A 12,611-nucleotide genomic window follows, 5' to 3' on the forward strand; every position below is an offset into this window, starting at 1 on the left:
GGCACATTGCCCACCTGCGCCACCACGAACAGCGCCATGCCCATGGGCGGCGTGAGGATCGAGATCATCAGGTTCAAGACCACGATGATCCCGAAATGGATCGGGTCGATGCCGTACCCCATCGCCACCGGCACCAGGATCGGCACGACGATCAGGAGAATCACCAGCGATTCGATGAAACAGCCAAGCAGGAAGATCATCAGGTTGACGGCGATGAGGAAGCTCAGCGGCCCATCCGTCAATGTCAGAAAAAGCTGCGTGATCTGCTGTGGTGCCTGTTCGCGCGCGAGGATGAAGCCAAGCAGCCCCACGCCCGCAACAATCGTTGCAATGGACGCGGAGGTAGCCGTGGTTTCGTAGATCGCGTCCCAAAGGCGCTTCAGGGTCAACTCGCGATAAAAGGCCAGATCGATCAGGATGGCATAGAGCACGGTCACTGCCGCCGCCTCTGTCGGCGAAAAGAGACCGCTGAATATGCCGCCCACGATAACGAAAGGTGTTGCGAGCGCCGGGAACGACTTGACGAACAGGACACCGACATTGCCCGCTCCCTGCCATTCATCTCTCGGATAGTTGCGCCGTCGGGCGATCACATAGACCATCACCATCAGCGAGACGGCACAAAGAACTCCGGGGACGACACCGCCCAGAAACAGCCGCCCGATGGAGGTGTTCGACACCACGCCATAAAGCACCATGGTGATGGATGGCGGCACCAGCGGGCCGATCATCGACGATGCTGCAGTCACTGCGCCGGAAAAATCGTCGTCATAGCCGGCCTCCCGCATCGATTCGATTTCCATCTTTCCTAGTCCGCCCGCATCGGCCAGTGCCGAGCCGGACATGCCCGAGAAGAAAAGCGAGGCGAGCACGTTCACATGGCCAAGCCCGCCCGTGATGTGCCCCACCAGCGCACGTGCAAAGCCGAAAAGATGGCGCGTGATGCCAGCCGAGTTGAGGATCGCCGCCGCGAGGATGAAGAGCGGGACGGCGAGTAGCGGAAAGCTGTTCAGCCCGTCGACCATGCGCTGCATGGCGAAGGAAATGCCCATGCCCGAGTAATAGAAATAGCCCATCGACACGAAGATCATGGCGACGCCGATCGGCACGCCAACCAACACCATGGCAAGCCAGGCCGCTCCAATGGTCGCGAGGATCATTGGCGGATCTCCCCGGCGTCTCCGCCACGAATGAGCATGGCAAGCCGCCGCGCAATGCGATGCAGGATAAGGACCGAGGCCACCAGCCCCGAGGCATAGAGAACCGCATCGCTCATGGGCAGCGTCACCGCTTCATTGTTCCAGGTGCGCAGCACGGTCCTGTAGGAGATCCAGACGAGGTGGGCGACGATCGCCAGATAGACCACGTCAATCAGAATGAAGAGCAGGCGGCGCCAGGAGAGCGGCAGGGCGTCGGCAATAAAGCCCATGCGCAGCTGGCCGTTCTGGCGCTCCACCTCGGCGATGCCGATGAAGGCCATCCACACCCAGATCCAGCGTGCCGCTTCCTCGGTCCAGACCGGCCCGGTGAAGAGTGGTGTGCGACCGAAGATCTGGATCAGCAGCACGCCGAACAACACTATGAAGAGTATGGAAGCGACACAGCCTTCGACGCTGTATCTGCGCAGAAACGACATTCGAAAACCCCAGCCATCGAGGGAAAGGCGGCGGGGGCCGGGGCCCCGCACCATGCTTCAGTCGCCGATCACTTCGGCAATCGACCCTTCGCCGAACTCGGCTTCAAGTTCGTCGTAGTAGGGTTTCATGGCGGCGCGGAAGGGTTCGAGATCCGGCTCCGTGATTGTCAGGCCGCGCTCCTTGAACGTCTCCAGCAGTTCTTCCTCGGCCTTGAAGGTCAGTTCATCGGAGACATCGCCGCCAGCCTCGACAGCCGTCTGCACCCATTCCTTTTCCTGATCGGACAGACCATCCCAGACCGATTTGGAAATCTGCACCGCCGAGGATGCCACGAAGTGATTGGTGAGCGCGATGTGGCTTTGCACCTCGTAGAACTTCATCGCCTCGATGGTCGGCAGGGGGTTTTCTTCGGCATCCACCTGGTTGGTCTGGAGCGCGAGATAGACCTCCTGAAACGCCACCGGCGCTGGCGTCGCGCCCACATTCTCGGCATAGGCGATGAGGAACGGCACATTCGGCGTGCGCATGCGCAGGCCCTTCATGTCGTCCATGGATTCGATCGCCTTGTTCGAGGTGGTCTGGCGTGTGCCGTAATACCAGGTGTCGAGGAGCTCGATGCCCTGTGCGGCAAACTTCTCGTCCATCTTCTGGCCCCATGGCCCAGCAACGATCTTTTGCAGATGATCGAAATCGCGCACCACATAAGGCGCACCGATCAGCTTCAGCTCTGGGATCACATAGCTCATGTCCGGATAGCCCGTCATGACCATGTCGAGCTCGCCGGCCTGTACCTGCGCCACCATGGCCTTGAAGTCGCCCAGCTGCGAGGACGGGAAGATTTTTACCGTCATTTCGCCGCCGGAAATCTCGGCAAGTTTTTCCTGAAACGCCTGCGCGCCACGATAGACATTCGACACCTCGTTGTCCTGCATGCCAAAGGTCAGTTCCTTCGCCTGCAGTGCAGCGGAGCTGAGGGCGAGCGCTGCCGCGCCGAGCATCAGTTTCGAAATCAGTTTCATGCAATCCTCCCTTGGAATGTCGAACAGGCCTCCGGGCCTGTCATGTCAGTCAGTTTTGTCTTCTTCTTTCTGAAAGTAGTCCGAAACCTTCCGCGGGCTTTTCAGCCGTGCGCGGTAGGAGCGCGCCAGATGCCGGTCCATCACATCCGTCGCGGTGATGATGTCGCCATCGATGATGGCCTGATAGATCGCCCGGTGTTCTTCATAGGCAATCGTGTCGTATCGAGCCGGATCGTCCGTTTGCGGCCGCTGCGCGAGCATGGCGCTGACGAACATGTCGTGCAGGCTGAGAATCACCGGATTGCCGACCACCGAAACAAGAACCCTGTGAAAGGCGATATCGGTGCGGGCAAATTCAGGGGTGCCTATCGTCTCGAAATTTTCTTCCAGTGCTGCGCGCAGCTTGGCTATCTGCACATTGTCGGCCCGCTTGGTAGCCTCACGCGCAGCACCCGCCTCGATGAACTGGCGCATCTGCTCAAGATGTGCACCGCTCTCCGCGTCGCCAAAGATGTCGCGGATATGATCGCCGGCCAGTTGCAGAACGGTCTGCAGCGAGGGGCGCGCCACACGCGGCCGGCGACCGGCACCAGCTTCCGCGTAACCGCGCGCCTGCATCTGCTGAAGCGCTGCCCGCACGGTCGGGCGCGAAGCGGAGAAGCGCTCGCAAAGTTCGCGTTCGGTCGGCAAAAAAGCCCCGGTTTCAAGCCGGCCTTCCCGCGCCTCCTCGATCAACGCCTCGGCGATCTCATCAGAGACGCTCCGCGTCTCGACCATTTCTCCCGATTGGGCAGCGGACACGTTTTTCAACTCCCATACCACCCTGCTTTCCTGACAGCATCACAGGGTTTGTTGTCCAAACTCAGTTTTTGGTATTACCAAACATTATTCTTGTCAAACAAAAATCCCCTTCTATGCTGATGCAACCTGCCAAAGCGGCGATGCCGACGCGGGCGGGACAAGAACGTCGATATTAAACTGCAAGGAACTGCCGCATGACCAATCCGCTGGCGGGTATGTATGCCGCCCTCCTCACCGGCCTCAGTGACAAGGGCGATTTCGACCCGGCGCGCCAGAAGGCGATCGATGCCTATGTGCTGGGCCAGGGGCTCGACGGGCTTTATGTCGGCGGCAGCAGCGGCGAATCGGGGCTACTGGGTGTCGACGAGCTTCTGGCGCAGCAGGCAGTGGTCGCCGAAAGTGCCCAAGGTTCCGCCGCAACGCTGATCGCCCATGTGGGTGTTCCCAATCTTCGGGATTCGATCCGGCTTGCACAGAACGCCCAGAAATTCGGCTATCACGGCCTTTCGGCCCTGCCGCCCCACGCCTACCCTTTCTCGGATCGAGAGATCTTCGCCTATTACGAAGCGCTTGCGGCAGCCACAGACCTGCCCCTCATTGTCTATGAAGTACCGATCCGCACAGGGCGTCCGTTCAGTCTTGACCTGCTCGGGCGCATTCTCACGCTCCCCGGTGTAGGCGGCATCAAGTTCACCTCGATGGATCTTTTCAAGTTCGCCACTCTGCGGCGGCGGTTTCCGGAGAAGACGTTTTTCTTCGGTTTTGACGAAGTCTACCTCTCGGGCGCAGTCATGGGCGCACATGGCGGTATCGGCACCACCTACAATCTCCTTGGCAGGCTCTATGCCGCGCTCAACGAGGCGGTGAAGAACGGCTCGCTGGAGCGCGCCCAGGAACTCCAGACGATCTCGCAGCGATTCGTGGAAGCTCTGCTGGAAACCGGCGTGCTTCCGGGCATGAAGGCAGCACTCCGCATGCGCGGGGTCGACTGCGGACCGACGCGCCTTCCCCTCGCACCGCTGGTCGATGATTGCGATGCGCGAATCGGTGCCATTCTGGCCGATCCGGAGATCGCCGCCTGGGTGGGGTGATCTTCACGCCCCGGTCTTCCTCATCTTGTCGTTTCCCGCCTGACGGCTAGAACTGTCACCGCAGTTGGATTGGAGTGGGTAGTCATGGGCGTGACATTCGAAATTTCCGACACACCGGATGAGGCGGCGCTCGCGCGAGTGGAAAGCGAACTCGCCGCTTTCAACGACGCCAATGTCGGGCCTTCGGAAAAGGCCACGCTTGCCATCCTCGTGCGCGATGAGACCGGAACCGTACTTGCCGGCATCTCCGGCTACACCGCATGGGGCTGGCTCTATGTTCAGAAACTCTGGGTGGACGAAAGCCTGCGTGGGCAGGGCATGGCCGGGCGCATGCTGGCTGCGGCGGAAGAAGAAGCAGAGCGGCGCGGTTGCCATGGAGCCTTCATCGACACGTTCAATCCCGGCGCTGAGAAGGTCTATACGCGCCAGGGCTATGAGGAGTTCGGCCGGCTGGAAGATTTTCCGAAAGGCCGCAGCCGCATCTTTCTTCAAAAGCGGCTGGGCCGTGTTTCCGGCGATTAGCGGGCAATCTTTCCGCCGCGCAGCGGCTCGGGTGCGCCCGTCGTCGTCGGGAAGCTGATCGGCAGGTCACGCAGCACGCGCACCGCCAGAAAGGCGAAGCACTCGGCCTCGATGGCGTCGCCACGCCAGCCGACGGTTTCGGCGGGAGCGGCATCCACGCCGGCGCGTTCGCCCAGCATCTTCATGATGGTCGGGTTGTGCCGGCCGCCCCCGCATACGATCAGCCGCTTGGGCCGAACCGGCAGAAGATCGAGCGCCTTGCCGACCGCCGATGCGGTGAAGGCCGTCAGCGTCGCAGCGCCCGTGCTTGCGTCGAGACCGTCGGCCATGGACGCACCGAAATCGAACCGGTCGAGCGATTTCGGATAGGGCGCGGTGAGATAGGGATGCTTCAAAAGCTCCACCAGCCGCGCCTCGTCCACCGTTCCCGATGCCGCCAGCGCCCCGTCGCGGTCCATCTCGCCAAGCCCCTGCGCCTTGACGAAATCGTTGATCGGGGCATTCGCCGGGCCGGTGTCGAACGCGATCACGCGGTCCGCGCCATCCCACCAGGTCACATTGGCCACGCCGCCCAGATTGAGGACCGCCGTCTCGCCGCTCGTATCCACATCGCCCAAGAGAGCCGCGTGATAGGCTGCCGAAAGCGGGGCGCCCTGCCCGCCGGCGCGCATGTCCGCCGAGCGGAAATCATAGACCACCGGACAGCCCAAAATAGAGTGCATCAACGCGCCGTCACCGAGCTGCCGCGTCTCGCCGAGCCGCCCTTCCTGCGGCGCACGGTGCAGAACCGTCTGCCCATGAAAACCGACCGCGCCGATGTCGTCCATGGTCAGACCATGGCTTTCCACCAGCGCACGCACGGCCTCTGACTGGGCGCGCGTCAAAACCTCTTCCGCCTCGGCAAAGATCGCCGGTTCATCGCCCTTAAAATTCCAGGCCCGCGCCTGTTGCAGCGTTTCTTCCAGAAGGTCGCGTGTCGATTGCGGATAAGGCGCCAGCGTGTAGGCGCCAAACGCCTCGATGCGCTCGCCATCCGTTTTCAGAAGCGCCACGTCGATGTTTCCGTCGAGTACGGTGCCGGTCATCAGGCCAACGGCCCAGATCGGTTCGAATCCCTCAGCCATGTGCGCTCCTATCCTGCGTTCATGCAATCGCCGACCGCCTGTCGCAGCGCAGCGATGCCGCTGTCGAAATGCCGGGTCGGATGTATGCGGTTGGTGAGAAGGGTCCACGCACGGCCATTGTCGAAATCGACCCACAGCCCTGTTCCCGTGAAGCCCGTATGCCCGATCGTGCCGGCGCTGGCCAGCGCCCCGCCGGGCCAGTTTTCATATGGCCGTTCCCAGCCATGGGTGCGTTTGTCGGAAAGCGGCGTGCGCATCAGCGCCACCGTCTCATCCCCATTGGCATCACCCTCAAAAAGCCCCGCCGCGAAATCGAGCACTGCATCCGCCGTACCGAACAGCCCCGCATGCCCTGCGCCCTCAAGGGCAGAACAATTGTCGTCATGCACCTCACCGCAAAGCACCCGGTGCCGCCATGTGCAGTCCTCGGTCGCCGCCGTCTTTTCTGGATCGGCGGTAAAGGCAAAGCCGGAGCCCGGGTCGAAATCGCGTAGCCTTTTGCCTTCAAGCCGCTCCAGCGCGAAACCGAGCAGTATGAAATTGATGTCGGAATAGACCGGCGGCCCTTTTTCCCAGCGCCGCTGGAGAATGAAGGCGCGCAAAAGTTCCGCGTCGCGGCCATAGGTATAGATCGGCTCCACCGCCGGAAACGGCGTCTGGTGGCCGAGGCACTGGCGAAATGTCACCTGCCGTTCCCACGCATTCGGATCATACTGGCGCAGATCCGGCAGAAGCGTGGTGAGCGGCGCATCGAGATCGATCACGCCTTCTTTCGCCAGCTCAAGAATGCGCGTGGTGGTGAAGATCACCTTGGTCAGCGATGCGAGGTCGAACCAGGTGTCGGTGCGCATTTCGCGCTCGTGCGGCACACGCTGCGCATAGCCGGTGGCGCGCACCATGCGCCCGCCATCCCGGTCGATCACGCCGAGCACTCCGCCGGGTATGCGCCCCGCCTCCACCGAAGCGTTCAGCAGTTCAAAGGCGCGCTCGAAGCGCGGCGCAAAACCGGGCGTATCCGTCATGCTCAAGCCTCCGCCCGCGCCATGTGGTCGGGGCCAAAACTCTGCCAGTTAGCCGGCTCCGGCTCAAAGCCCAGCGGCCGCACGAGCGAGGGCACCTGCCGCGTGTCCACCTCGAAGGTCTCCTTGCGCCGGTCGATGCTCGGCACCGCCGAGATCAGCCGTTTCGTATAGGCGTGCTTCGGGTCGGAGAGGATTGAGGCCGCATCGCCGATCTCGACGATCTGCCCCGCATAGACCACCGCGATGCGATGCGCGATGCGCTCCACCACCGCCATGTCGTGCGAAACGAACAGATAGGCGAGGCCGAACTCGCGCTGCAGGTCCACCAGCAGCTCCAGCACCTTGGCCTGCACCGAAACGTCAAGCGCCGAAACCGCCTCGTCCAGCACCACAACAGACGGGTTCAGCATCAGCGCGCGGGCGATGCACAGGCGCTGCCGCTGGCCGCCGGAAAACTCGTGCGGATAGCGCTCCAGCGCATTCTCCGGCAGGCCAACCCGGTCGAGCAGCATGCGCATGCGCGCCTGCGTTTCACCATTCAGCCTGCCACCGGCGGCAATCACCGGCTCGGCCAGAATGCTGTCCACCCGGAGCCGCGGATTGAGCGAGGCATAGGGGTTCTGGAACACCATCTGCACCGGTTTGCCGCTCTGCCGCGCTTCGCCATTCGTGTTGGCGGAGAACGTGCCGCGCGTCGGCTCGACCAACCCCAGAATGGCGCGCGCCGTGGTCGATTTGCCCGAGCCGCTTTCGCCAACAATGCCCAGCGTCTCGCCCGGCATCAGGTCGAAATCGACCCCGTCCACCGCATGAACCGCACCGGTCTGCCGGCGCAGGAGACCGCCGGTCACCGGAAAGCGAACCGTCAGCCCTTCCACTTTAAGCGCCGGCGCAGCGCTGGGCTCGTCGGCCCGGCGATAGTCGGTGCGCGTGGCGCGCCCGGCCTCGAAATGCGGCACGGCGCTCAGAAGATGCTTCGTATAGGAGTGCTGTGGCGCATCGAGCACCGCGTCGAGCGGTCCCTGCTCCACCGCCTCGCCGTTCTGCATCACCATCACCTTGTCCGCGATGCCAGCCACCAGGCCGATGTCATGGGTGATGAAGATCATGCCCATATCGGTCTCGCGCTTCAGCTCGGCGAGAAGCGCCATGATCTGCGCCTGCACCGTCACGTCGAGCGCCGTGGTGGGCTCATCCGCGATCAGAAGACGCGGATTGCATGAAAGGGCAGTGGCGATCATCACGCGCTGGAGCATGCCGCCGGAAAGCTGGTGCGGACAGTATTTCAGCCGCCTTGCCGCATCGGGAATACGCACCCGGTCGAGCGCGTCCTTCGCCGCGCCCCGCGCCTGCCTTCCCGTCAGGCCACGATGCAGGCGGAACGATTCCTCGATCTGTTCGCCGATGGTCAGGACCGGGTTGAGCGAGGTCATCGGCTCCTGGAAGATCATGCCGATCTCGCCGCCGCGGATCTTCGTCAGTTCCGGCTCGCCGGCTGCTGCCAGATCGAGCGTGCTGCCGTCCTGCCGTGTAAATTGGATGGAGCCATCGAGAATGCGCCCGCCGCCGAAATCCACCAGCCGGTTGATCGACAGCGCGGTGACGGATTTGCCCGAACCGCTTTCGCCGACAATGGCCAGAGTCTCGCCGGCTGCGAGATCGAAGCTCACGCCATGGACGATTTCATTGTCTTCAGGCTTGCGGCCGAAACCGACGCGCAGGTTTGAAACGGACAAAAGCTGCGTCATGCGGCCGACCTCCGCGTTTTGGGATCGAGAATGTCGCGCAGCGCATCCCCCAGAAGGTTGAAGCCGAGAATGCCGATCATGATCGCAATGCCCGGAAAGATCAGAAGCCAGGGCGCCATCTCCATCAGATTGCGGCTGTCGGCGAGCATCAGGCCGAGCGACGAGGCCGGCGGCTGTGTGCCGAGACCGAGAAAGCTCAGGCCTGCCTCCGTCAGAAGGCCCCAAGCAAGCGCCAGCGTCACCTGCACCGTCAGCGGCGCGACGAGGTTCAGCATCAGATGGCGCGTCAGAATGTAGTTGCGGCTCGAACCGAAGGTGCGCGCGGCGTCCACGAAATCGCGCGTCTTTAAGGAGAGCGCCGGCCCGCGAACCACGCGGGTGAAGATCGGCGTGTAAACGATGGCGATGGCCATCACGCTGGTCCAGGTGCCCGGCCCCACGATTGCGATGATGAGCAGCGCCAGAAGGATCGCCGGGAAAGCCAGAAGCACGTCCATGAAACGCATGATCGTGCCGTCCCACCAGCCGCCGAACCATGCGGCCGCAAGGCCGAGCACGATGCCCGCCCCCGCCGCCAGCGCCACCGAGGCGAATGCGACGATGAAGGACTGGCTGATGCCCAGCATCAACCGGCTCGCCACATCGCGGCCAAACAGGTCCGTCCCCATCCAGTAGGTCGCGTCGGGCGCATGCAGGCGGTCGACGCGGAACTGCATCAGCGGGTCATGCGGCGTGATGCCGAGAAGCCCGAGAATGGCAATGATGATGTAAAGGCCAACGATGGCGCCGCCGATGCGGCCGCTCGAATGGCTGAAAATGGCGCGCAGCAACTGCATCACTTGCCTCCCAGCCGAATACGCGGGTCGAGCATTGCATAGGCAAGATCGACCACAAGATTCACGATCATGAAGTTGAGCGCGATAAACAGCACCGAGCCCTGCACCAGCGCATAGTCGCGCTGGAGAATGGCGTCGAGCACCATGCGACCGAGACCCGGCAGCGCAAAAATCTGCTCCACGATCACAGCGCCACCCAATAGATAGCCGAACTCGACGCCGCTCAGCGTCACCACCGGGATCAGCGCGTTGGGCAGCGCATGCCGCCAGATCACCTTGCGCGCCGGCACGCCCTTGGCGCGCGCGGTGCGGATGTAGTCGTCGCTCAGAATGTCGAGCATGGCCGAGCGCGAAATGCGCGTAACGGCGGCGGCGAAGGCAAAGCCCAGCGTCAGCGCCGGCAGGATCATCTGCCCCAGATTGCGCAGCGGGTTTTCAAGGAAGGGCGTGAACTCGCCCATGGCCGGCAGCACGCCAAAGCCCACCGACAGCACAAAAATCGCCAGAAGCGCGAACACGAAATTCGGCGTCGACTGGCCGATCATAGCGAAGATGCGCACGGCAAGGTCCGACGGCTTCTCATTGCGCGTGGCGGCAAAGATGCCCGCCGGCAGACCGATGACAAGCGCGATGACCATAGAGAGAAGTGCCAGTTCGAGCGTCAGGGGAAAGCGCTCGAGGATCACGTCGAGCACCGGCTTGCCGAAGGTCACGGACACGCCGAGATCGCCCTGAACCGCGCCCGCAAGCCATCGCCAGTACTGGGTGAACCAGCCCTGATCGATGCCGAAATAGGCTTCGAGCGCTGCGCGCTGATCGGGCGTCAGAAGCCCGGCCTCTGTTCCCAGCATGGCGGTGATGGCATCGCCCGGCACCAGCCGGATCGAGACAAAGACGAGGATGGACACCCCGAGCATGACCAATGGAAAGGTCATCAGCCTTCGGGCCAGGTAATTCATGAAGCTTTCACTCCGTGTCCTTCTTGCTGCAATCGTCTTGTGCCGTGGGGTTGAGGGCCGCGCCCTTCATGCCGCCCCCGTGGTTCGTGGTTCGACAAGCTCACCATGAGGGTGCAAGTTTGTCTTGCGACGACGCGCTGCTGCGCTAAGTTTGCGGCTTTTGTGTCTACGGCTCCCCATCAATAGCCCTCATGGTGAGCTTGTCGAACCACGAGGGTGCTTGGGAAAAACGGGGCCACACGTGAACGTGCAGCCCCAGTTCACAATCACTCGCCCACGCTCACCTCGGTCAGGCCAAACAGCGTACCGGTCGGCGAAGGCACGAAGCCTTCCACGTTCTTCTGCTGAGCGGTGTAGGTGTAGCCCGTGTAGAGCCAGATCCACGGCGAGACCTCGGCAAGATGCGTCTCGAATTTCGAGAAGATTTCCTTGCGCTTGGCAAAGTCGGTCTCCACGCGGCCTTCCTGCATCAGGCTGTCGAGCGTGTCGTCGATATAGTTGGCGACATGCTGGAGATTGCCGTTCTTGGTCCAGTAGCGGTTGTACATGGAATAGGGGTCGGCGCGGCCGCCATTCAGCGCCACCGCCATGTCGAAATCACCCTTCAGCCAGGTGTCCACATAGACGTTGAGCTCCATCATCTTGATGTCGAGCTTGATGCCGATTTCGGCAAGCTGCGACTGGATGACCTGCGCCTCGGCAGCGGCTGTGGGCGGCTCGCCAGTGGCTGCGATCACCGTTGCGGAAAAGCCGTCTTCATAGCCGGCCTCGGCCATGAGCTGTTTGGCCTTTTCCACGTCGCGCTCATAGCAGAACAGCGCGCTGGCATCGGAGCGGTAAGCCGGCATGGTCAGCGGGCCGGTCACCGCCCCCTCGCCCAGAAGCGCCGTGTCGAGCACGTCCTGTCGGTCGATGGCGCAGGAGATCGCCTGACGCACGGCCAGTTCCGTCATCGGCTCGCGCGAGGGGTTCAGCTGCAGCACGTGATAGGCAAGAACCGGCGTGCGGCTCAGCTCAAGGCTCGCCTCATTCGGCACCAGCGTGGCCACGAGCGGATCGTTGATCAGCGCAAAATCCACCTGCTTGGTGCGCAGTGCCGCCAGAATCGCGGTCTCGTCCGGCAGCACGGAAATATTGATGCCGTCGACCTTCACCTCGCCGCCGGCCCAGTCCGGATTGGCGCTCAGAACCTCTTTCTGGTTCGGCTCCCAGCTGTCCAGCTTGAAGGGGCCGGAGCCGATCGCCTTCGTGCCGATCGTGCCGGCCTCGATCTCGCTTGCCGGCACCACGGCTGCGTTGATGCCCGCCATCGCCGTCAGCATCGGAACGTCCGGCTGCGAAAGGTTGAAGACGACGGTCGCCTCATCCGGTGTGTCGATGCTTTCGATGGACGTGAAATTGGCGCGGGCTGCAGCACCCGTCGCTTCGTCCAGAACGCGCTCGAACGACGCTTTCACGTCGGCCGGCGTCACCTTCTCGCCATTCTGGAATTTTGCATCCGCGTCGAGCTTGAACGTCAGCGTCTTGCCGTCCTCGGAGAACTCCCAGGATTCGGCAATGGCCGGCACGATCTCCAGATCGGCATTGAGACGCACCAGCGGCTCGTAGACGAGCTCCAGAAGACGCAGAGACGAGAACGCCGTCTGCTTGTGCGGATCAAGGCCGGTCGCGTCCTGCGACCATGCCATGCGCAGCGTTTGTGCCGATGCCGGCACCGCCGCCGTGGACACGCCAAGCGCTGCCGCGAGCGCCACCGAAGCGGCAAGTTTCTTCATCAAGGACTGTCCCATATTCGTCTCCCTCCTAGAGCGTTTGTGCCATCGACCGTCAGCCGGACGGCCGCAGGCCTGGC

12 protein-coding genes (1 of these 12 cut by a window edge) are annotated in these 12,611 nt (G+C 62.6%); 2 read left to right on the forward strand and 10 right to left on the reverse strand.

Features of this window, described 5'->3' with window-relative positions:
• The 4 genes in view from AB2N04_RS01855 to AB2N04_RS01870 are tightly spaced (at most 57 nt apart) and all read right to left on the reverse strand, a layout consistent with a single transcriptional unit that may run on beyond the window.
• Window positions 1-1,160 carry the 5' portion of a TRAP transporter large permease gene (locus tag AB2N04_RS01855; protein WP_367716648.1) on the reverse strand. Its footprint begins 115 nt before the window's first position, so the window shows 1,160 of its 1,275 coding nt (coding positions 1-1,160); its start codon is at window positions 1,158-1,160; its stop codon lies off the left edge, out of view.
• A complete protein-coding gene (locus AB2N04_RS01860) occupies window positions 1,157-1,636 on the reverse strand; it encodes a TRAP transporter small permease (RefSeq protein WP_367716649.1) in 480 nt (159 codons plus the stop codon). The genes AB2N04_RS01855 and AB2N04_RS01860 overlap by 4 nt, the downstream gene beginning before the upstream one ends.
• Before the next feature lie 57 nt (window positions 1,637-1,693).
• Complete coding sequence (locus AB2N04_RS01865; RefSeq protein WP_367716650.1) at window positions 1,694-2,656, reverse strand: sialic acid TRAP transporter substrate-binding protein SiaP; 963 nt, start codon at window positions 2,654-2,656, stop codon at window positions 1,694-1,696.
• Window positions 2,657-2,701: 45 nt separating this feature from the next.
• A complete protein-coding gene (locus tag AB2N04_RS01870; RefSeq protein ID WP_367716652.1) occupies window positions 2,702-3,457 on the reverse strand; it encodes a FadR/GntR family transcriptional regulator in 756 nt (251 codons plus the stop codon).
• 194 nt (window positions 3,458-3,651) lie between these two features.
• Here AB2N04_RS01870 and AB2N04_RS01875 point away from each other — a divergent pair, with 194 nt between their 5' ends.
• On the forward strand, window positions 3,652-4,548 hold the full coding sequence (locus AB2N04_RS01875; RefSeq protein ID WP_367716653.1) for a dihydrodipicolinate synthase family protein: 897 nt from the start codon (window positions 3,652-3,654) through the stop codon (window positions 4,546-4,548).
• Between the two features lie 84 nt (window positions 4,549-4,632).
• Window positions 4,633-5,070 carry a GNAT family N-acetyltransferase gene (locus AB2N04_RS01880; protein WP_367716655.1) on the forward strand — a complete coding sequence of 146 codons (438 nt, stop codon included), beginning with the start codon at window positions 4,633-4,635 and terminating at the stop codon, window positions 5,068-5,070.
• Here the strand turns inward: AB2N04_RS01880 and AB2N04_RS01885 are convergent.
• From AB2N04_RS01885 to AB2N04_RS01910, 6 genes are all read right to left on the reverse strand, one after another.
• Window positions 5,067-6,194, reverse strand: coding sequence for an anhydro-N-acetylmuramic acid kinase (locus AB2N04_RS01885; protein ID WP_367716656.1), 1,128 nt, complete (start codon window positions 6,192-6,194; stop codon window positions 5,067-5,069). The two genes, AB2N04_RS01880 and AB2N04_RS01885, sit on opposite strands and share 4 nt — an antisense overlap.
• Window positions 6,195-6,202: 8 nt before the next feature.
• Window positions 6,203-7,216, reverse strand: coding sequence for a serine hydrolase domain-containing protein (locus tag AB2N04_RS01890; protein WP_367716658.1), 1,014 nt, complete (start codon window positions 7,214-7,216; stop codon window positions 6,203-6,205).
• 2 nt (window positions 7,217-7,218) lie between these two features.
• Window positions 7,219-8,964: an ABC transporter ATP-binding protein gene (locus AB2N04_RS01895; protein WP_367716660.1), complete on the reverse strand. Its 1,746-nt coding sequence runs from the start codon at window positions 8,962-8,964 to the stop codon at window positions 7,219-7,221.
• Window positions 8,961-9,800: an ABC transporter permease gene (locus AB2N04_RS01900; protein WP_367716662.1), complete on the reverse strand. Its 840-nt coding sequence runs from the start codon at window positions 9,798-9,800 to the stop codon at window positions 8,961-8,963. The genes AB2N04_RS01895 and AB2N04_RS01900 overlap by 4 nt, the downstream gene beginning before the upstream one ends.
• Window positions 9,800-10,759, reverse strand: a complete 960-nt coding sequence (locus tag AB2N04_RS01905; RefSeq protein ID WP_367716664.1) for an ABC transporter permease — start codon at window positions 10,757-10,759, stop codon at window positions 9,800-9,802. Before AB2N04_RS01905 ends, AB2N04_RS01900 begins: the two co-directional genes overlap by 1 nt.
• 266 nt (window positions 10,760-11,025) lie before the next feature.
• Window positions 11,026-12,549 (reverse strand): ABC transporter substrate-binding protein, encoded by a 1,524-nt coding sequence (locus AB2N04_RS01910; protein WP_367716666.1) that lies wholly within the window; start codon window positions 12,547-12,549, stop codon window positions 11,026-11,028.
• Between the last annotated feature and the right edge of the window lie 62 nt (window positions 12,550-12,611).

Source organism: Nitratireductor sp. GISD-1A_MAKvit (assembly GCF_040819555.1).
Taxonomy (GTDB): domain Bacteria; phylum Pseudomonadota; class Alphaproteobacteria; order Rhizobiales; family Rhizobiaceae; genus Nitratireductor.